Source organism: Methylobacterium isbiliense, assembly GCF_022179325.1.
Classification (GTDB): Bacteria; Pseudomonadota; Alphaproteobacteria; order Rhizobiales; family Beijerinckiaceae; genus Methylobacterium; species Methylobacterium isbiliense.
Genome location: NZ_BPQQ01000067.1, coordinates 86,735 through 105,898, shown reverse-complemented (window position 1 = coordinate 105,898; position 19,164 = coordinate 86,735). Strand labels below are relative to the sequence as shown.

General features: G+C 71.8%; 18 protein-coding genes. 4 read left to right on the top strand and 14 right to left on the bottom strand.

What is annotated here, in order from left to right; translation table 11 throughout:
* Window positions 1-224 precede the first annotated feature (224 nt).
* The 3 genes from MFF61_RS25485 to MFF61_RS25475 form a co-directional block, all read right to left on the bottom strand.
* Complete coding sequence (locus MFF61_RS25485; protein ID WP_238240457.1) at window positions 225-1,532, bottom strand: tetratricopeptide repeat protein; 1,308 nt, start codon at window positions 1,530-1,532, stop codon at window positions 225-227.
* Window positions 1,533-1,689: 157 nt separating this feature from the next.
* Window positions 1,690-1,830 (bottom strand): hypothetical protein, encoded by a 141-nt coding sequence (locus MFF61_RS25480; RefSeq protein WP_238240455.1) that lies wholly within the window; start codon window positions 1,828-1,830, stop codon window positions 1,690-1,692.
* Window positions 1,831-1,951: 121 nt separating this feature from the next.
* Window positions 1,952-2,863 (bottom strand): LysR family transcriptional regulator, encoded by a 912-nt coding sequence (locus tag MFF61_RS25475; RefSeq protein WP_238240520.1) that lies wholly within the window; start codon window positions 2,861-2,863, stop codon window positions 1,952-1,954.
* A gap of 97 nt (window positions 2,864-2,960) precedes the next feature.
* Between MFF61_RS25475 and MFF61_RS25470 the strand changes: the two genes are divergently transcribed.
* From MFF61_RS25470 to MFF61_RS25460, 3 genes are read left to right on the top strand one after another with little or no spacing between them, the layout of a single operon-like run.
* Window positions 2,961-4,322: a CitMHS family transporter gene (locus tag MFF61_RS25470; protein ID WP_238240453.1), complete on the top strand. Its 1,362-nt coding sequence runs from the start codon at window positions 2,961-2,963 to the stop codon at window positions 4,320-4,322.
* Window positions 4,323-4,368: 46 nt separating this feature from the next.
* Entirely contained in the window at window positions 4,369-5,709 is a 1,341-nt protein-coding gene (locus MFF61_RS25465; protein WP_238240452.1) for an acyclic terpene utilization AtuA family protein, read from the top strand.
* Between the two features lie 8 nt (window positions 5,710-5,717).
* Window positions 5,718-6,026, top strand: a complete 309-nt coding sequence (locus tag MFF61_RS25460; RefSeq protein WP_238240517.1) for an AtuA-related protein — start codon at window positions 5,718-5,720, stop codon at window positions 6,024-6,026.
* A gap of 124 nt (window positions 6,027-6,150) precedes the next feature.
* On the opposite strand, the gene paoC is transcribed toward MFF61_RS25460, so the two are convergent.
* From paoC to MFF61_RS25405, 11 genes are all read right to left on the bottom strand, one after another.
* Entirely contained in the window at window positions 6,151-8,370 is a 2,220-nt protein-coding gene (paoC, locus tag MFF61_RS25455) for an aldehyde oxidoreductase molybdenum-binding subunit PaoC (RefSeq protein ID WP_238240514.1), read from the bottom strand.
* A gap of 5 nt (window positions 8,371-8,375) precedes the next feature.
* Window positions 8,376-9,326: an FAD binding domain-containing protein gene (locus MFF61_RS25450; RefSeq protein ID WP_238240451.1), complete on the bottom strand. Its 951-nt coding sequence runs from the start codon at window positions 9,324-9,326 to the stop codon at window positions 8,376-8,378.
* Window positions 9,323-9,916, bottom strand: a complete 594-nt coding sequence (paoA, locus tag MFF61_RS25445) for an aldehyde dehydrogenase iron-sulfur subunit PaoA (RefSeq protein WP_238240450.1) — start codon at window positions 9,914-9,916, stop codon at window positions 9,323-9,325. Before paoA ends, MFF61_RS25450 begins: the two co-directional genes overlap by 4 nt.
* Window positions 9,917-10,280: 364 nt before the next feature.
* Entirely contained in the window at window positions 10,281-11,549 is a 1,269-nt protein-coding gene (locus MFF61_RS25440; RefSeq protein ID WP_238240449.1) for an MSMEG_0569 family flavin-dependent oxidoreductase, read from the bottom strand.
* Between the two features lie 31 nt (window positions 11,550-11,580).
* On the bottom strand, window positions 11,581-11,862 hold the full coding sequence (locus MFF61_RS25435; protein ID WP_238240448.1) for an MSMEG_0570 family nitrogen starvation response protein: 282 nt from the start codon (window positions 11,860-11,862) through the stop codon (window positions 11,581-11,583).
* Window positions 11,855-13,030: an MSMEG_0565 family glycosyltransferase gene (locus tag MFF61_RS25430; protein WP_238240447.1), complete on the bottom strand. Its 1,176-nt coding sequence runs from the start codon at window positions 13,028-13,030 to the stop codon at window positions 11,855-11,857. Before MFF61_RS25430 ends, MFF61_RS25435 begins: the two co-directional genes overlap by 8 nt.
* Window positions 13,027-14,019, bottom strand: a complete 993-nt coding sequence (locus MFF61_RS25425) for a sll0787 family AIR synthase-like protein (protein WP_238240445.1) — start codon at window positions 14,017-14,019, stop codon at window positions 13,027-13,029. The genes MFF61_RS25430 and MFF61_RS25425 overlap by 4 nt, the downstream gene beginning before the upstream one ends.
* The gene (locus MFF61_RS25420; protein WP_238240442.1) at window positions 14,019-14,564 is read right to left on the bottom strand and encodes an MSMEG_0567/Sll0786 family nitrogen starvation N-acetyltransferase; all 546 of its coding nucleotides are present in this window, start codon (window positions 14,562-14,564) and stop codon (window positions 14,019-14,021) included. The genes MFF61_RS25425 and MFF61_RS25420 overlap by 1 nt, the downstream gene beginning before the upstream one ends.
* On the bottom strand, window positions 14,561-15,664 hold the full coding sequence (locus MFF61_RS25415) for an MSMEG_0568 family radical SAM protein (RefSeq protein WP_238240512.1): 1,104 nt from the start codon (window positions 15,662-15,664) through the stop codon (window positions 14,561-14,563). Before MFF61_RS25415 ends, MFF61_RS25420 begins: the two co-directional genes overlap by 4 nt.
* The gene (locus MFF61_RS25410) at window positions 15,618-16,694 is read right to left on the bottom strand and encodes a Nit6803 family nitrilase (protein WP_238240441.1); all 1,077 of its coding nucleotides are present in this window, start codon (window positions 16,692-16,694) and stop codon (window positions 15,618-15,620) included. Before MFF61_RS25410 ends, MFF61_RS25415 begins: the two co-directional genes overlap by 47 nt.
* Before the next feature lie 195 nt (window positions 16,695-16,889).
* Entirely contained in the window at window positions 16,890-17,372 is a 483-nt protein-coding gene (locus tag MFF61_RS25405; protein WP_238240440.1) for an MSMEG_0572/Sll0783 family nitrogen starvation response protein, read from the bottom strand.
* 351 nt (window positions 17,373-17,723) lie between these two features.
* Between MFF61_RS25405 and MFF61_RS25400 the strand changes: the two genes are divergently transcribed.
* Window positions 17,724-19,154 (top strand): aminotransferase-like domain-containing protein, encoded by a 1,431-nt coding sequence (locus MFF61_RS25400; RefSeq protein ID WP_238240439.1) that lies wholly within the window; start codon window positions 17,724-17,726, stop codon window positions 19,152-19,154.
* Window positions 19,155-19,164: the final 10 nt, after the last annotated feature.

The window sequence follows — 19,164 nt, the reverse complement described above, 5'->3', positions numbered from 1 at the left end:
TCCCGTGTGTCGGACGCGTAACCAGACCGCATGACAGAGCGATGAAGCTCGGCCGCACGCCGCCCGTAAAGCCGGGCAGGAGCGGCCGCACCGCACGAGGCGGCGCGCGCGGCGCCGGTCCGCCCGCCGCCGATGTCAGCCTTCGCTGAGGCCGACGTTCCCTGCCGTCCGCTGCCGAGGAGGGATTCGCCGACCGTTCGGGTGATCGGCCGCGCCCGTCGGTCTCACGCTGGGCCGAGCCTGTCCTGGGGCGTGAAGAAGCCGGGGCGGGTCGGTGCCCCGAGCCACGCATCGATGAGCGAGCCGATGTCGATGGCCACGCCGCCGCTGCGCTTGATGCGGTCGCAGTAGATCTTGCCCAGCAGCCCTCCGGCGACCAGGAACAGCTCCCCGGCCAGCGGCTGCGACAGGTCCTGCATGAGGGCCGTGAACCGATCCGGGTAGTGCCGTCCCGCCACTGCCGCCGGGCCGAGCAGCGCCGCGTTGAGCTTCTCGCCCGGAATCCGGTGGAACACCACCTCGCCGATCCCGAAGCCGCGCGCCAGCAGGTCGGGCGCATCCGGATGGCAGGCGATCAGCCCGATCCGCGCCCGCCCGCGCAGGAGCGCAGCCAACTGCCCGTTGTGGTGCAGGGAGCGGTGGATCAGCTGCGTGCACAGACCCTGCCCGGTATCGAGGGCCGGCATCGCCCGGACCACGTTGACGAGGCAGGACAGGCTGATCGGGCTGACGATGCGGTACTCGTGCTCGATCCAGGATACCGGGGGCAGCCCGACCACGTCCGCATTGCGGATCACGTCCACGAGGCCGGCGGCGGTCCGGGTGAAGCCCGATGCGTCGAGATCGATCTCGCCGTCGAACCACACCCGGGCCCGATCCTGCCGGTTGCGCCGGTAGAGGTGAGCAAAGCGGACCTCGTCCTCATCCGAGATCCGCAGGAACGCCCCCTCCCCGTCCCCGAGGCGTACCAGGGAGAAGCCGCGTCGGCCCTCGAGCGCCTGCACGATCCGGCGGACGATGTCCTCCTCCCAGATGTAGTGCGGGCTCTGCGCGTAGGCGGTGGCCTGCGCACGGATCGCTTCGAGCGGGAAGGATGCGAGATAGCGGTTGAACTCCGCAAGCCAGGGCAGGTCCTCGTGCGCGGGCGCGAATCCTCGCAGCCGCTCCAGGGTCGCCTCGGCCTCGGCGTGGCGTCCGGTCGCCGTCTGCATGCGCGCCACCTGGAGATGGGCGCGCTCGTCCTGCGGCAGCCGCGTCAGGATCCGTGCGAAGGAGGCCAGGGCTTCCGCATGGCGCCTCTGCGCCGCGAGCGAGACGCCGAGTTCGTAGTGGGCGAAGGCATAGTCGGGATCGGCCCGCAGGATGTGCTGGCAGGTGCGGTCGGCCTCCTCGAACAGGCCGGCCTCGCGCAGCACGATGGCGAGGCGGACCAAGAGGAAGAGATCGTCCGCTACCTTCACCATCTGCGCCGCATAGGCACGCAGATCGTCGTGACGCGCCGTCGCGGCGAGCGATCGGGCATGGCTCAGCAACGCCTCGCCGCTCCGCTCATCCGTCGGCCCGCCTGTCTCGGCATGCGCTCCGGACGGTTTCCCGAATCCGGCCAGCAGATGTCGCGCGCAGGCGTCGATCAGGCGCGATACGGCCGGAATGCGGTCCGCGGACTTGCGCAACAGGAAGCGTGCTCTGTCAGGCCGTGTCATCGTTGCGGTTCCATGCCGCGTTGCGGGCGAGCGCATGCCAGCCGATCCGGCCGGCCTTCGGACGCTGGACGGTCGCGCCGCGGCAATGGCCGTACAGGGCGAGCAGCTTCCCGCTCTCGATAAGCATCCTAGGCTCCGGCGGCTTCCGAGGTTCTGCGCAATACCCCATCGCGACGCGGCTGCCGAGGATTTCGGCATGGGCCTCCGGTCGGCGCCGGGGCAGAACGCGCCGCGGCATGGCCGGACGATCACCACCGCTGCTCGAACCGCCGGCCTTGCAGCACTAAGGCGGCATGAAGCGCGAGCGCAGCCGGCGCGAGGGTTCGTCCCGTCCGGGTGACGATGCCCATCTGCCGTCGCATCACCGGCTGCTCCAGCCGGCGCCAGACGAGGCCGCACGGCCCGAGGAGAGGCAGGGTCAGGCGCGGCAGGGCGGTGATGCCCAGACCCGCCGCCACGAGGTTTCCGGTCGTCCCCAGAAACGCGCAGCCGAAGAGCGGGGGAATGGCGAGACCTGCCTGCAGGAAGGCCGCATCCGTCATCTGCCGGACGCTGCTGGTGGACGCCATGGCGATGAAGGGCCGGTTCCGGAAGACCGACCACGGCAGCGGCCCCTCCCCGGCCAAGTCGTCGTCGGCGCGGCAGACCAGGCCGAATTCGTCGGCCAGGAGCGACCGGTAGGTCAGCGTGGCGTGCGGGCTCGGCCGGATCGTCAGCCCGAGATCGGCCCGCCCCTGGGCCACGGCCTCCAGAACGGATTCTGAGAGGCCGTCCAGGATGGTCACCGCGACGTCCGGATGTCCCTCGCGAAAGTGCGCGATGGCGGGCGGCAGCAGCACGGCGGCGATCGACGGCAGGGCGGCCACCGTGACCCGGCCGCTCCGCCCCGCGACCACGCGCGCCAGCTCGCTGGCGGCGCTGTCGAACTCGGCGGTCAGCCGTTCCGCGATGCGGTGCAGTTCGTGCCCGATCGGCGTGAGGGCGACCTTGCGGGTGGTGCGATCGAAGAGGCGCCCGCCGACCATCGCCTCCATCTGCTGGATCGTGCGGCTGAGCGCGGGCTGCGACACGCCCTGCCGCTGCGCCGCCTCGCTGAAGCTGCCGGTCGCCGCCAAGTGCAGGAAGGCCGAGAGTTGCTGGGGCGTGAAATTGATGCGCATCACGCATGAATTTATAGGTTGAATGCGCTGTCGTCATGCATGAGTTTTCGCTTCCGAGCAGCCTGCTTCGCAGAACAGCGGGCGCCGGGAGGAAACTGTGCTGGCTGTCCTGGGCTTCGCGACGATCGCGGCGTTTCTCTACGCGATCATGACCAAGCGCCTGTCGGTGCTGGTCGCACTCATCCTCATCCCGGCGATCGCCGGCCTGCTCGCCGGGGCCGGTCCGGGCCTCGGCAAGATGATGCTCGACGGCATCGGCCGGGTCGCGCCGGTCGGCGTGATGATCATCTTCGCCGTTTTGTATTTCGGGCTGATGCTCGATGTCGGCCTGTTCGATCCGATGATCCGGCGCCTGCTGCGCCTGGTCAAAGGCGACCCGATCAAGGTCGCCCTGGCGACCGCGGTGCTCACCATGGCGGTGGCGCTGGACGGGGACGGCGCCACCACGTTCCTCATCACCGTCTCGGCGATGCTGCCGCTCTACCAGCGGCTGGGCATGAACCGGCTGGTCCTCTCCGGCATCGTCGCGCTCGGCGCCGGCGTGATGAACATCATTCCCTGGGGCGGCCCGACCGTCCGGGCGATGGCGGCGCTGAAGGCGGATGCCTCGGCGCTGTTCAATCCCGTCGTCCCGGCGATGGCGGTCGGCATCGTCTGGGTGCTGGTCGTGGCCTACATCCTCGGGCGGCGCGAGCGCACCCGTCTCGGCCTCGCGGGACGCCCGGGCGGGACCGCAGCGCCGCAACCGGCATCCCTCTCGGCCGCCAGCAACCCCGTGGCGGATCTCCCGCAGGATGGCGACGACCTCGTTCCGGCGGCCGAGGGCAAGGTCGCCCTGGAGCGCCCCTGGCTGTTCTGGTTCAACGCCGTCCTGACCGTGGTGCTGGTCGTGGCCCTGCTGATGACGTGGCTGCCCCTTCCCGTCCTCTTCATCCTCGCCTTCGCGGTCGCGCTGCCCGTCAACTATCCGAGCTGGGAGCAGCAGCAGAAGCACCTCGTCGCCCATGCGGCCAGCGTCGTCACGGTCTCCACCATGATCTTCGCTGCCGGCATCTTCACCGGCGTGCTCACCGGCACGAAGATGATCGACGCGATGGCCGCCGCCGCCGTGTCGGTGATCCCGCCGAGTCTCGCCGGCTACCTGCCGGTCATCGTGGCGGTGACGAGCATGCCCCTCAGCCTCGTGTTCACGCCCGACGCCTATTACTTCGGCGTGCTGCCGGTGCTGGCGCAGAGCGCGGCGAGCCTCGGCGTCGATCCCGTGCTGGTCGGCCGCGGCGCGATCCTCGGGCAGATGACCACCGGCTTCCCGCTCAGCCCGCTCACCGCCTCGACCTTCATCCTGATCGGCCTGTGCGGGGTGAACCTGGGAGACCACCAGCGCTTCATCTTCCCGTGGGCCTTCGGGACCACGCTGGTGATGACGGCGGTCGCCTTCGCGACCGGGGTGCTGGGATGACGGCGGCCGGTCGAACCATGCCGAGGCGCAGCGGAGGAGCGACGCCGTGAGGAGCATCAGGATCGGCGCCGGGGCCGGCTTCGCGGGAGACCGGATCGAGCCGGCCGTCGAACTGGCCGAGACGGGCGACCTGGATTACCTCGTCTTCGAGTGCCTCGCCGAGCGCACCATCGCGCTGGCGCAGCAGGCGCGGATGCGGGACCCGGCGCAAGGGTTCGACCCGCTGCTCGCCGCCCGCATGCGGGCCGTCCTGGCGCCCTGCCGGGCCAGGGGCATCCGGGTGATCACCAACATGGGGGCGGCCAACCCGCTCGCCGCCGCCGAGGCGGTGGCGGAGATCGCGCGGAGCCTGGGGCTGCGGGGGCTGAAGGTCGCGGCCGTCACCGGCGACGACGTGCTCGATGTCGTCCGGGCGGGCCACTATCCCCTCGACGAGACGCACGAGACCGTCGCCTCCCTCGGCGACCGGCTGATCTCGGCCAACGCCTATCTGGGCGCCGGCCCGATCGCCCAGGCCCTCGAGCGGGGCGCCGACGTGGTGGTCACCGGCCGCGCCGCCGATCCGGCGATGTTCCTCGCGCCGCTCATCCATGCGTTCGGCTGGTCGCTGCAGGACTGGACGCGGCTCGGCCGCGGCACGGTGATCGGTCACCTGCTCGAATGCGCCGGGCAGATCACCGGCGGCTACTTCGCCGATCCCGGCTACAAGGATGTTCCCGACCTCGCGCGGCTCGGCTTCCCGCTCGCGGAGGTGACCGAGGACGGAACGGCGGTCATCACCAAGGTGCCGGGCTCCGGCGGCCGGGTGACCCCGGCGACCTGCAAGGAGCAGCTCCTCTACGAGGTGCACGACCCGGCGCGCTACCTGCAGCCGGATGTGGTCGCCGACTTCTCGGGCGTCAGGGTGACGGAGGCCGGGCCGGACCGGGTCCGGATCGAGGGCGGCGACGGACGGCCGCGGACGGGCACGCTCAAGGTGTCGGTGGGCTATCGCGACAGCTGCGTCGGCGAAGGGCAGATCTCCTACGCGGGGCCGGGTGCGGTCGCCCGCGGGCGGCTCGCCCTCGACATCGTCGCGGAGCGCCTGCGGCTGACCGGGATCCCGTGCCGGGAGACGCGCTTCGAGCTGATCGGCGTCGACGCGATCCTCGGTCCCTCGCTCTCGGCGGGAGCGCCGGAGCCGCGGGAGGTCCGGGTGCGGGTGGTCGGGCGCACCGACCGCCTCGCCGACGCCGTGGCGATCGGCAACGAGGTGGAGTCGCTGTATCTCAACGGTCCGGCGGGCGGCGGCGGCGCGACGAAGAGCGCCCGCGAGATCGTCGGCATCCGCTCGCTGCTGCTGCCTGAGCATCTCGCGCGGCCCGCCGTCCAGATCGTGGAGAGCTGACGATGCCGATCCCCCTTCGGGCGATCGCCCATGCCCGCACCGGCGACAAGGGCGACATCTCGAACATCGCCGTCATCGCCTACGAGGCAGGCGACTACCCCCGACTGGAGCGGCACCTCACGGCGGACAGGGTGAAGGCGCATTTCGCCGATCTCGTCCGCGGCGACGTGGTGCGCTACGTGCTGCCCGGCCTCGGCGCCCTGAACTTCGTGCTGCACGGCGCGCTCGGGGGCGGCGTCACGCGATCCCTCGCGCTCGATGCCCATGGCAAGTGCCTGGCCTCCGCCCTTCTGGACCTGGACCTTCCGGACGACTGACTGGCCGCGTGCATCGCGGCCCGTCTCACGCTTGCGTCCTGAGGCGCGTGCCGCTGACTCCGCATGCGCCCCGCGCCAGGGCGGAGACGGGCGACGACGCCCGCCCCTCCCCGTCTTGCGGCGCTCAGGCCGCCTCGGGCATGCGGTCGAGGAGCTTGTCGAGGGTGATCGGATAGTCGCGCACGCGGATGCCGGTGGCGTTGTAGACCGCGTTGGCCACCGCCGCCCCGACGCCGCAGATGCCGAGTTCGCCCACGCCCTTGGCCTTCATCGGCGAGGACATCGGGTCGGCCTCGTCGAGGAAGATCACCTCCTGGTGCGGGATGTCGGCATGGACCGGCACCTCGTAGCCGGCGAGGTCGTGGTTGACGAAGAAGCCGCGCTTCGTGTCGACGGCGAGTTCCTCCATCAGCGCGGCCCCGGTGCCCATGGTCATCCCGCCGATGACTTGGCTGCGGGCCGATTTCGGGTTGAGGATGCGGCCGGCCGCGCAGACCGCCAGCATGCGCCGCACCCGCACCTCGGCCGTGTCGGCATCGACGCCGACCTCGACGAAGTGGGCGCCGAAGGTCGATTGCTGCTGCTCCTGCGAGAGCTTGCCGAACTCGATGGCATCCTCGGCCACGAGTTCGCCGTCCGACGCCGCCTGGGCAAGCGGCACGGTCCGGTTGCCCGAGCGGACCTGCCCGTCCACGAACTGCGCGTCGTTCGCGTTGAAGCCGAGCCGCTGCGCCACCGCCTCGCGCAGGCGCACGCAGGCGGCATAGACCCCCGCCGTCGACGAATTGCCGCCGAACTGCCCGCCCGACCCGGCCGAGACCGGAAAGCGCGAATCGCCGAGCCGCGCCACGACGCGTTCCAGCGGCACGCCCATCATCTCCGCCGCGGTCTGGGCGATGATGGTGTAGCTGCCGGTGCCGATATCGGTCATGTCGGTCTCGACCGTGACGACGCCGTCGCGGCCCAGGCGCACGCGCGCACCCGACTTCACCACGAGGTTGTTGCGGAAGGCCGCCGCCATCCCGTGCCCGACGAGCCACTGCCCGTCGCGCACCTGCCCCGGCTTCGGGTTGCGTTTGGCCCAGCCGAAGCGCTCGGCGCCGAGCCGGAGGCAACCCACGAGGTCGCGGTGCGAGAAGCGCCGCCCCGGCTTGTTCGGGTCGACCTGCGTGTCGTTGCGGATGCGGAACTCCACCGGATCGAGCCCGAGCTTCTCCGCCATCTCGTCCATGGCGACTTCGAGCACCATCAGGCCCGGGGCCTCGCCGGGGGCGCGCATGGCGTTGCCCTCGGGCAGGTCGAGATGGGCGAGCTTCATCGCGGTCAGGCGGTTGGCGCCCGCGTAGAGCAGCTTGGTCTGGTTCACCGCCGTCTCCGGATCCCCGTCGGGCAGGTTGCCGGAGGTGCTCTCGTGGGCGATGGCCGTGATGCGCCCGTCCGGCGTCGCGCCGATGCGCACGCGCTGGATGGTGGCGGGCCGGTGCGTGGTGTTGTTGGCGATCAGCGGGCGGGTCAGCGCCACCTTGACCGGCCGTCCGGCCGCCCGGGCGGCGAGCGCCGCCAGCACCGCGTCGGCCCGCACGAACAGCTTGCCGCCGAAGCCGCCCCCGACATAGGGCGAGTCGAGCCGGACGTTCTCCTTCGGGATCCCCAGGATCTTGGCCATGCTGCCATGCCCCCAGGCGATCATCTGGTTCGAGGTCCAGAGCGTGACCCTGTCGCCCTCCCAGGCCGCGATCGTCGCGTGCGGCTCCATCATGGCGTGGCTCTCGTCGGCAGTCGTGTAGGTCTGGTCGAGCGTGATCGGCGCCTGCGCGAACGCCGCCTCGAAGTCGCCGACCCGCTCCACGCCGTCGCCGCCGCTGCCCTCGCCGCTGTCGCCCGGGACCGGCTGGGCGACCTTCGCCTCGGCGGCGAGGTCGAACCGGCCCGCCTCGGGGGCGTAGTCGACCTTGATGAGGTAGGCGGCCGCCCGGGCCTGCTCAAAGGTCTCGGCCACCACCACGGCGATCGCCTGATGGTAGTGCTGGATCTCGTCCCCACCGAACAGGTAGGCGGCGTTCATCTTGCCGCGTTCGAGCCTCGGGGTGTCGAGCGTCGTCACGACGGTCAGGAATCCGGGCGCGCGTCGGGCCTCCTCGACGTGGATCGCGCGCACGCGCCCCTTGGCGATGCCGGCGCCGAGCACGTAGCCGTAGGCCGGGTTCGGCGCGACGTCGTGGCGCTCGTAGGCGTAGGGCGCCGTGCCGGTGGTCTTGTACTTGCCGTCGATGCGGTCGGTAGGCCGGCCGACGACCTTGAGCTGGTCGATGGGGTTCTGGCCCGCGGGGGTGTCGAACTTCATGGGCATCAGGCCCTCGCTTGGGTGAGCGCCGCGCCGAGGGTCCGCTCGGCCAGCTTCAGCTTGTAGGCGTTGTGGTGGGTCGGCTTGGCGTCGGCGAAGACCGTGTCGGTCACCGCCTTGGCGCCCCGCGGCAGGTCGGCCTCGGCCGCCTCGACGCGCCAGGGCTTGTGCGCCACGCCGCCGAAGGCCACGCGGCCGCTGCCGTCCTTGCCGAGGATCGCCGCCACGGAGACGAGGGCGTAGGCGTAGGAGGCGCGGTCGCGGACCTTGCGGTAGATGTGCGTGCCGGCCACGGGCTTGGGCAGCGTCACCGCGGTGATGAGTTCGCCGGCCTGGAGGGTCGTGTCCACCTCGGGCCGGTCGCCCGGCAGGCGGTGGAACTCGGCGATCGGGATGCTGCGGGCGGCGCCCTTCGCGTCGATGGTCTCGACGGTGGCGTCGAGGACGCGCATGGCCACCGCCATGTCGCCCGGATGGGTGGCGATGCAGGCCTCGCTCGACCCGATCACGGCGAGCGTCCGGCTGATGCCGTCGAGCGCCGCGCAGCCCGAGCCGGGCCGGCGCTTGTTGCAGGGTTGGGCCGTGTCGTAGAAGTACGGGCAGCGGGTGCGCTGCAGGAGGTTGCCGGCCGTCGTCGCCCGATTGCGCAACTGGCCCGAGGCCCCCGCGAGCAGCGCCCGGCTCAGCACGGCGTAGTCCTTGCGCACCCGCGGATCGGCGGCGAGGTCCGTGTTGCGCACCAGCGCGCCGACGCGCAGGCCGCCCTCCGGCGTCGGCTCGATCGTGTCGAGCTTCAGCCCGTTCACGTCGACGAGATGGGCCGGGGTCTCGATCTGCAGCTTCATCAGGTCGAGCAGGTTGGTGCCGCCGGCGATGAACTTCGCCTCCGGCGTGCGGGCCACCGCCGCGGCGGCCTCGGCCGGCGTGCCGGGTCGCTCGTAGGTGAAGGACCTCATGCACGCCTCCCGGCAACTTCGGTCATCGCCTCGACGATGTTGGAATAGGCGCCGCAGCGGCAGATGTTGCCGCTCATGCGCTCGCGGATCTCGGCCTCCGTCACGGCGACGGGTGCGGTGAGGTCGGCGGTGACGTGGCTCGGGATGCCGGCCTTGATCTCGTCGAGCATAGCCACCCCGGAGCAGATCTGGCCCGGCGTGCAGTAGCCGCACTGGTAGCCGTCGTGCTTCACGAAGGCGGCCTGCATCGGGTGCAGGCTGTCGGGCTGGCCGAGGCCCTCGATCGTCGTGATCTCGGCGCCCTGGTGCATGATCGCCAGCGTCAGGCAGGCGTTGATGCGCCGCCCGTCGACGATCATGGTGCAGGCGCCGCACTGGCCGTGGTCGCAGCCTTTCTTGGAGCCGGTCAGGTGCAGGTGCTCGCGCGCCGCGTCGAGCAGGCTGGTGCGGGTGTCGAGTTCGAGTTCGCGCCGCTGGCCGTTCATCGTGAACGCCACCTTCGCCAGCACCGGCTCGCCGGTCCGGGCCGGCTGGGCGCCTGCGGCCGAGGGGACGGCGGCCAGGGCTGCCGTGGCGGATGCTCCCACCATCAGGTCTCTCCGGTTGAGTGCGTGGTCTCCGGGTCGTCGCATCGCGGTCTCCGAACCTGCCGGACGCGAGGCCACGAGGCGTGGCCGGCCATCACCGCGGCAGACCCGGATAGAACACGGACACCCTGGATAGGGTCCAAGGTACGGCGGAGGGTCGCAACGGCCAGGGCCTCACGCGCGCATGAGGTCATGAGGCAGGCTTATCAATCGGAGCGGATGAGCCGGGCCGGCGCTCAGCGTCCCCAGCCCGATCGCGCGCAGAATTTTGCCGTCGCGGGCGGGGGCGGCTCTCGCGGCTCGCGAAGCCGCATCGGTCGCGCCGGTCCGGCACCGGCCGGCGCGTCGGCTCCTCACCCCGCTCCGCTCAGCCCGCAACCCTGAGCGCGAGCCGGTCCGCGCCGAGTCGTCGCTGGATCACCTCGACGATGTATTCGGCATCGCGGCCGACCGCGCCGAACCGGCCGGATCCCCAGGTGTGCAGCCACGGCAGCCCGACGAAATAGACCCCCTCCTCGCGGGTGACGCCGCGCCTGTGCTTGGGGCGGCCCGCGCCGTTGAAGACCGAGGCGTCGAGCCAGCCGAAATCCGGCCGGAACCCGATGCACCAGAGGATGGCGGTGATGCCGGAGCCGGCGAGGTCGAGGCTGGTGACCGGCGCGCCGGGCTCCCAGACCGGCGTGTAGGGCGCCTGGACCGGTACATCGATGCCCTTCTCGGCGATGTGCTTGTCGATCGCGGCGTTGATGCCGTTGTAGGTCCGGTCGGCTTGGTCGAGCGAGGCCTTCAGGTTGTCGCGGAAGCGCAGGCTGCCCTCCGCGACATCCTCCAGGGCACCGTAGAGCCTCATGCCTTCGCGGGCGAAGCGGCGCAGGTCGATGTCGCGCCCGCCGTCGCGGCCCGTCACGTAGTGGTTGGTGTTGTCTCGGACGCCGTCGCGCAGCGGATGGTCGTCGACCGTCATCTCGTAGTAGCCCATGTCGGCGAGCCACGTGACGACGTCGCGGCCGCGGTAGAAGCGGGCGCAGCGGGGCGCGTCGCCCACCGCGAGATGGACCTTGCGGCCCGCGAGGTGCAGGTCCTCGGCGATCTGCGCGCCCGACTGGCCGGAGCCGACCACCAGCACCTCGCCCGGAGGCAGCTGGGCCGGATTGCGGTACTGGTTGGAGTGGAGCTGCACGATCGATCCGGGCAGCTTCTCGGCCATGCGGGGGATGATCGGCGTGTGATAGCCGCCCGAGGCGACCACGACCTCGTTCGCGGTGTAGTCGCCCTCCGAGGTCTGGACCGAGAACACGCCGTCCGCGCGCCGCTCGACGCGCCGGACCGCGACGCCCTCGCGGATCGGCGGCTGCACCTTGGCCACGAAGCCCTTCAGGTAGGCGATGATCTCGTCCTTGCGCATGAAGCCGTCCGGGTCCGGCCCGTCATAGGGGTGACCCGGCAGGTCGCATTGCCAGTTGGGGGTGACGAGGCAGAACGTGTCCCAGCGCTGCGTCGCCCAGGCATGCACGGCCCGGTGCTTCTCGAAGACGAGATGACCGATCCCGCGCTGCTTGAGATGGTAGCTGACGGAGAGGCCGGCTTGACCGCCGCCCACGATGGCGACGGGAGCGTGACGGATCGGGAGCGTCATGGCTTGCCCTCCTGCGTGACGGCGTGCGGGCTCAGAACTCGAAGGTCTCGACCGTGACCCGGCCGGCCGGCTGCTGCTGCTCTGCGGCGGCTTCGATCCGGGCGAGCTGCGCCATCGCCGAGGAACAGGCGAAGCCGTACTTCTCGCGCACCCGCTCGCTCGCGATGGTGAGGGCGGTCCGGGTCCTGTCGACGAAATCGTCGAGGGCGTAGCTGTCGCCCGGGGCGAGGAAATCCTGCACGACGAGGGAGGGCGAGTAGCAGGCCTCGCGCCGGCCGTCGGGCCAGCGGATGTGGAAGCGCATCTCAGGCACGGGTCGGCTCCTGTTCGAGGCGGGCGCAGGCCGCGTAGGCCGCGAGGTGGCGCTCGGCGCAGGCGCGCCAGGTATGCGCGGCGGCCCGGGCGAAACCCGCCGCCCGCAGACCGGCCCGCGCGTCGGGGGCGAGCGCCGCCGCCAAGGCATCCGCCAGCGCGTCCGGGTCGGCGGGGTCGACGAACAGGGCGTCGCCGGGCCGCAGATACTCGGTGAAGGGCGGCAGGCGGGAGACGACGGCCGGCGTGCCGCAGGCCATGGCCTCCAGCACGCACAGGCCGAAGCCCTCCTTCCACGAGGGAAAGGCGAGCACGTCCGCCAGCCGGTAGAGGGCCGGCATCTCGTCCTGGGCGACCGGCCCGGTCTCGATCACCGCCTCGCCGCGGCCGATCGGAAGCCCGTTGGCGGCCAGTGCCGCGCGGGAGCGGGCGCGATAAGAGGCATGATCGAGGAGGGAGGCGCCGCCCGCCACGACGAGCTGCGCGTGCGGGTGGCGGGCCCGCAGCCGCGCGAAGCCCTCGATGATCGTCGCGGAGTTCTTGCGCTCCTCGAAGCCGCCCACGCTGAGGACGACAGGCCCCGGGCCGAGGCCCCAGCGCGTCCGCAAAGCCGCATCCGCCCCGGTCGGCTCGTCCCGGTAGATCGACAGGTCCACCCCGTTGCCGACGACGGCCGGCGCCCGGCCGAACTCGCTGCCGATCCGCTCGGCCCAGAGGCGGCTGACGCAGAGCAGGCGCGTGGCCTCGCCGATCGCGCGGTCCTGCCACTCGGCGAGCTGCGGGTCGGCGAAGGTGTCGAGGTGATGGACCGTGCGCACGAAGCCCGGGATCAGCCGGCGATGCTTCAGCGTCGCGAGCGCATTGCCGCCGATCCCGTCATGGGCGTGAAACACGTCGAAGTCGCAGGCGGCGGGCGTCGCGAAGTGCCGCAGGTAGTCGGTGATGCGGGCGCGCACGAGATCGACGGTCGGGCCGGCGACCGGCGCCGCGGCGACCGACACGGTCGGGCAGGCCGAACGGCGGAAGAAGCCGCGCCCGGTCGGATCCGGCGCGTGGACCACCGCCTCGTGCCCGAGCGCGCACAAAGCCTCGGCGAGGGCGAGGCTGTGCGCGACGCCGCCGCGCGGATTGGTGGAATGGGTGAGGATGGCGATCCGCAGGGACCTCATGAGGCGCCCCCCGGGCCGTCCCGGCCGCAGCCGATCAGCGCCTCGGCCCTGAAGTCCCAGACCACGGCCTCTTCGCCCCGGGTGTCCCGCACCCGGGCGAGACGGCTCGCGTCGATGCGGCCGATCGCGGCCGCCGCGACGTCCCGCGCGGCGAAGCGGGCGAGGACGGCCGGCACGGCCTCGGGGCGGACGCTCAGGAGGAAGCCGAAGCTCGGGAAAGCCGTGAGCCAGCGCGCGAGCGGAACGTCCGGCGGCCGCGGGATCGCCTGCGGATCGACGACGCCGCCGACGCCCGAGCATTCCAGCAGCATCAGCGCGGTCCCGACGGCGCCCGCCATGCTGATGTCCTTGGCCGCCGCGCAGAGACCGTCTTCGGCCAGGCCCGCGAGCACCGCGAGGTCGCCGCGCAGGCGCTCGGCCGGCGCGCCCGTCGAGGCGTCCCAATAGGGATTCGGCTCGCGGAACCGGCCGCGCAGGTCGATGGCCGCGATGAGGACGTCGCCGGGCGCCGCGTCGAAGCTGGTGAGGAGCCGCCGGCCGGCCCGGCCGAGCACGGCCACCGCGAGGTTGCCCGTCTCCGCGCGCGTGTTGGTGTGCCCGCCGACGACGGGCACGCCGTAGAGCGCGGCGGCGTCGCAGAGGCCGGCCAGGACCGCATCGGCCGCCGCCGCATCCCGGCTCCACAGGGCGTCGACCACGGCGAGCGGTCGTCCGCCCATGGCGGCCACGTCGCTGAGGTTGACCATGACCCCGCAATAGCCAGCGAAGTACGGATCGGCGGCGACGAACCCTTCGAGGAAGCCCTCGATGGCGAAGAGCAGGTGCCCGTCGCCGTCCGGGATGGCGGCGCAATCGTCGCCGACCGGGACCGCGGCGGTGCGGCCACCCAGGCCGAGCCGCCGCATCACGGCGTCGATGTCGCGCTTGTGGGCGACGCCGCGGGCGTCGCGGATCCGGCGGGCGAGATCCTGCAGGCTGTCGGCCGTCATCAGGCCGCCCGGCGCAGCTTCACGAGCCCGTGCTCGGGATCGTGCATCGGCGGATAGGCGGCGAGATCGGCCTGCATCAGGTGATGCGGGCGCCCGTGCAGCGTGACCTCGTCGAGGCTCGTCCAGTGCAGGGAGCGAAACAGCGCGACGTTGCGCTCCTGCACATGCGCCAGGAAGCGGGTGCAGCCCCGGGCATGGGCCGAGGAGACCGCGACCTGGATCAGGCCGACGCCGAGCGCGGCGGTCCGGCGGAAGGCCGGGGCGACGGCGAGGCGCGAGCCCCACCATTCGCCGGGACGCTCCGTCACCTCGTGGATGCGCACCGTGCCGACGACCGCATCGGGCTGCCCGCCCAGGGTCGAGAGGGCGCAGATCGGGATCGCCTGCGCGTCGACCGCGTCGCGGTCGTCGCCGGAGAAGATGCCCTGTTCCGTGCAGAAGACTTGGCGGCGCAGGGCCGCGCAGGCGCGCCGCTCCCAGGGGGCAGTCGCGAACTTCACCCGGAAGTAGCTCGGCCAGTAAGGCGGCACGGGGTCGAGGATCATGCCGCCGCCCCCGCGCGCTCGTAGGTGGAGAGCGCCGAGCAGGCGCCGCAGCGCCCGCACCCGGCCTTGATGTCGGTGGATTGCAGGCCCGCGCGCACCAGCATGGCCGCGAGCGGCTGCAGGATCGCGTGCATGAAGTCGGGGCGCGGCGCCGGATGGCTCTCAAGCGGCGTGCCGGAGATCGGCACGAAGGGCACGACGAAGGGATAGACGCCGATCCCGATCAGGCGCTCGGCCATGGCCAGAATCGCCTCGGGCGTGTCGCCGAGGCCGGCCAGGATGTACGTCGAGACCTGACCGCGCCCGAACACCGGCACGGCCGCCGCGAAGGCGTCGTGATAGCGCTCCAGCGGCACGCTCGCCTTGCCGGGCATGATCCGGGCGCGCACCTCCGGCGTCACCGCCTCCAGGTGCATGCCGAGCGCATCGATGCCCGAGGCCTTCATCCTGGCGAACCAGCGGTCGTCGTCGGGCGGCTCGCACTGGGCCTGGATCGGCAGATCGACGGCCGCCTTGACGGCGAAGGCGCTCTCGCACAGCACGGCCGCGCCCCGGTCGGTCGCGTTCGGCGTGCCGGTGGTCATCACCATGTGCTTGACGCCGTCGAGCAGCACCGCGGCGCGGGCGACCTCGGCGAGCTGCTCCGGCGTCTTGTGGGCGATGGTGCGGCCGGCCGCGAGCGACTGGCCGATGGAGCAGAACTGGCAGGTCTTGGTGCGGCTGGCGTAGCGGATGCAGGTCTGCAGCACCGTGGTGGCCAGCACGTCCCGCCCGTGCAGCACCGCGATCTGGGAGTAGGGCACGCCGTCGAAGGTCGAGAGGGCGTAGAAGCGCGGCTTGCCCGGGAAGGTGGCGCGCCCGATGACGACGCCCTCGTGCTCGATCTCCGAGACCCCGTCCGCGTCCGGCCGCCGGATCAGGAAGGGCGAGTCGAAGGCGGTCTCGGTGTGCACCGGCACCATCACGGTGCGCCCGGCGATGGTCATCGCCTTGTGGTCGGAGGGGCCGGCCCCGCCCCGGCGGCTCGGCGCCCCGGCGCGCGTGTCGGCGAGCCTAACGCCGTAGGATTGCAAGGCGTTGATCAGCCGTTCCGTCGGCATCCCGATCAGGCCCTCCGCGATCGGCGGACTCGCGGGCAGGCTCGTCGGACACGGGGTGCTGCTCATGGTCGAGGCTCCGGGTTTCGCTCTGCGGACGGGTCGGCCGATGCACGGTCGGGGCCGGACGGTCGTCGTGAAGGAGGCTGAGGAGCTCGGGCCGGGCGTAGTGGCCCACCGCGTCCATCATGCGCTTGCGCTTCGTCACCAGCGCGAGGTCCATGTCGGCGATCAGGATCCCCTCGCCGCTCGTGAGCGGGTCGACGAGGTGCTTGCCCTCGGGGGTGACGATGGCGGTGCAATTGCCGCCCCGGCAGGCACCGCGCAGGCGCTCGTCGGGGCAGACGGCCACGACCTGCTCGTCGCTGAGCCAGCCGGTGGCGTTGACCACGAAGCAGGCCGCCTCCAGCGCGTGGTGACGGATCGTCACCTCCATCTGGTCGGCGAAGATCTGCCCGACGAGGGAGCCGGGGAACTGGGCCGCGTGGATCTCCTCGTGGGCCGCCATCAGGGCGTAGCGGGCGAGCGGGTTGTAATGCTCCCAGCAGGCGAGCGCGCCGACGCGGCCGACCGCCGTCTCGACCACCGCGAGCCCGGCCCCGTCGCCCTGCCCCCAGATCATGCGCTCGTGATAGGTCGGCGTGATCTTGCGGCGCTTGAGCTTGAGCGCGCCGTCGGCATCGAAGATCAGCTGCGTGTTGTAGAGCGAGCCGTGGTCGCGCTCGTTGATCCCGAGCACGATCACCGCGCCGTGCCGGCGGGCGGCGGCCGCGACGGCCTGGGTCACCGGCCCCGGTACCGTCGGGGCGCGCTCGTAGAGCTTGAGGTGCTCGGCCCCCTGCAGCGCCGGGGGCAACACGAAGGAGAAGTAGGGGTAGTAGGGGACGAAGGTCTCCGGAAAGACCATGAAGCGGGCGCCCTTGGCGGCCGCCTCGTCGATGGCGTTGAGCACCCGCTCCAGGGTGCCGTCCGGCCGCTCGACATCCGGCGCGATCTGAACGGCGGCAGCCCGCACGATCCGGTTCTCAGGCATGGAACGATGCTCCGGCGGTGGCGGCGGCCGCGCTCCCGGCGGCCGCCCGGCAGGCACACAGGACGGCGGGCCGCGCCGCCGGCTCGGACGATCTCGGACCGGCTGCCGGCGATGCGGGGATCGGCTTCGCCGAAGCGTGCGGAGCCGCGGCTCCGCCGCGCGGGCGTGCGGTCCCGCGTCCGGCAGGACGCGGTGTCAGACCGTCCAGGTGTCGATGATCACCGCGTTGTCGCGCTTGTGCAGGAGCACGCAGTCGAGCACGTCGAGCGGGCTGATCGGGCGGATGCCCTCGATCAGCGAGGGCTCGCCGTGTCCGTAGAGAGCCTGGAGCGCGAAACGGCAGGCATAGACCTTGCCGCCCTCGCTGATGAACTTGGTGAGCTGGTTGTTGAAGTTCTGGTGGCCCGGGAAGGCCTCGTCGCCGAGCGTCGGGAAGCCGCGCTGCACGCCGAGCGTCACGCCGGGGCCGTAGAGGAGCACCGAGGTCTCGAAGCCCTTGCGCTGGAGCCGCGTGGCCTGGAGCAGGTTGACGAAGCCGATCGAGCCCTCGAAGGCGACCGTGTGGAAGGTGACGAGCGCCTTCTGGCCCGGCTCGGCCTTCACGTCCTCGAACACCTTCTCCTCGTAATCGACGAAGAAGTCGCCCTTCTTGTGCGCTTCCTTGGTGACGGCGGGCATGGTGTCGCTCCTCCATGAGGTGAACCGGCCTGCCCTGGACGGCGGGCGGTCACGCCCTCATCATGGCAAGCGACGTGCCACCATGATCGGATTCGATCTGCCATCAATCGCCTTCTCATGGATGCATACAATCCTCCGATCAATGTGCGCCGTCATTCGCACGTAATGACCCCCGAAGCGCCCATTGTTGACGCATCTGCTGCCCCTTCCCTAAGCACGAGCCGCCCAGGCGAGGGAGCCAGCCTGATGGCATTGCTCGGATCGCCATGCGTCGGGTGAACGGGCGCGCTGCCTTTCGCCAGCCATACAATCTGCTATTGGTCGGATGATGGTGGAACGGATGGCGGACGGATGGCCGGAGCCGGGCGAGCGGGGCAGGACAAGATCGCGAAGGGCGCAGCGGAGGCGTGGGCACCGGACCTGAAACGCTGGGGTAGGCCCCGGTACCTCGCCATCGTGGACGCGCTCGCCGAGGACATCCGGACGGGCCGTCTGTCCCCCGGCACGCGCCTGCCGACCCAGCGCGCGCTCGCCGAGGTGCTGGCCCTCAACTTCACCACCGTGTCGAGGGGCTATGTCGAGGCGCAGAAGCGCGGGCTGATCGAGGGCCGCGTCGGCCAGGGCACCTTCGTGGTCGATCCCGCCCGCTCGGCCCGCCCGGCGGAGGCGCCCCGTCCCGGGCCGGTCGACTTCACCATGAACCTGCCGCCGGAGCCCGATCAGCCGGCGCTGCAGGCGCGCATGCAGGCGTCCTTCGCCGAACTCTCGGGCAGCCTTGCCAATCTGCTGCGCTACCAGGGTTTCGGGGGAACCGAGGAGGACCGGGACGCCGCCACGCGCTGGCTCGCGGGCCGCGGCGTCGCGAGCCAGCGCGAGCGGCTGCTGATCTGCCCGGGCGCCCACAGCGCCCTGTTCGGCGTGCTCGGGCAGGTGGCGCGCCCGGGCGACGTCGTCTGCGCCGAACGGATCACCTATCCGGGGATCCGGGCGCTTGCCGCCCATCTCGGCCTGCGGCTGGTCGACCTGCCGATGGACCAGCACGGCGTCGACCCGGACGCCTTCGCGGCCGCCTGCACCCGGATCGCCCCGAAGGCGATCTACCTCAATCCGCTGCTGCAGAACCCCACGACCGCGACGATTCCGCGGTCGCGCCGGGAGGCGATCGTCGCGGTGGCGCGGCGCTACGCCGTCGCCATCATCGAGGACGACGCCTACGCGCAGATCTGCCCGGCCCCGCCCCCGAGCTTCGCGACGCTGGCCCCGGAGATCACCTACTACGTCGCCGGATTGGCGAAGTCCCTGGGCGCCGGCCTGCGGCTGGCCTTCCTGGTCGCCCCCTCCGCCCGCGCCGCGCTGCCGCTCGCAGGGGCCTTGCGGGCGATGACCGTGATGGCCTCGCCGATCGCGACCGCGCTCGCGACCCGCTGGATCACGGACGGCACGGCGGAGGCCATCGTGCAGTTCGTGCGCGCGGAATCGGCCGCGCGCCAGCGTCTCGCGGCGTCGCTGCTGCCCGCCGGCACCTATGTCGCCGACCCGCACGGCTTCCACGCCTGGATCCGGCTGCCGGAGGGGTGGACCCGCTCGGCCTTCGCCAGCCAGGGGCGCGCGGCGGGCCTCGGCGTCGTGGCGAGCGACCCGTTCTGCGTGGCCGGCACGCCGCCCGAAGCCGTGCGCCTGTGTCTGGGCGGTCCATCGACCCGGGCGCAGATCTCCCACGGCCTGGAGATCCTGGCCCACGCCCTCGAAGGGTCGCCGGCGCTGGCCTCGACCTATATCTGAGCCCGCCAGG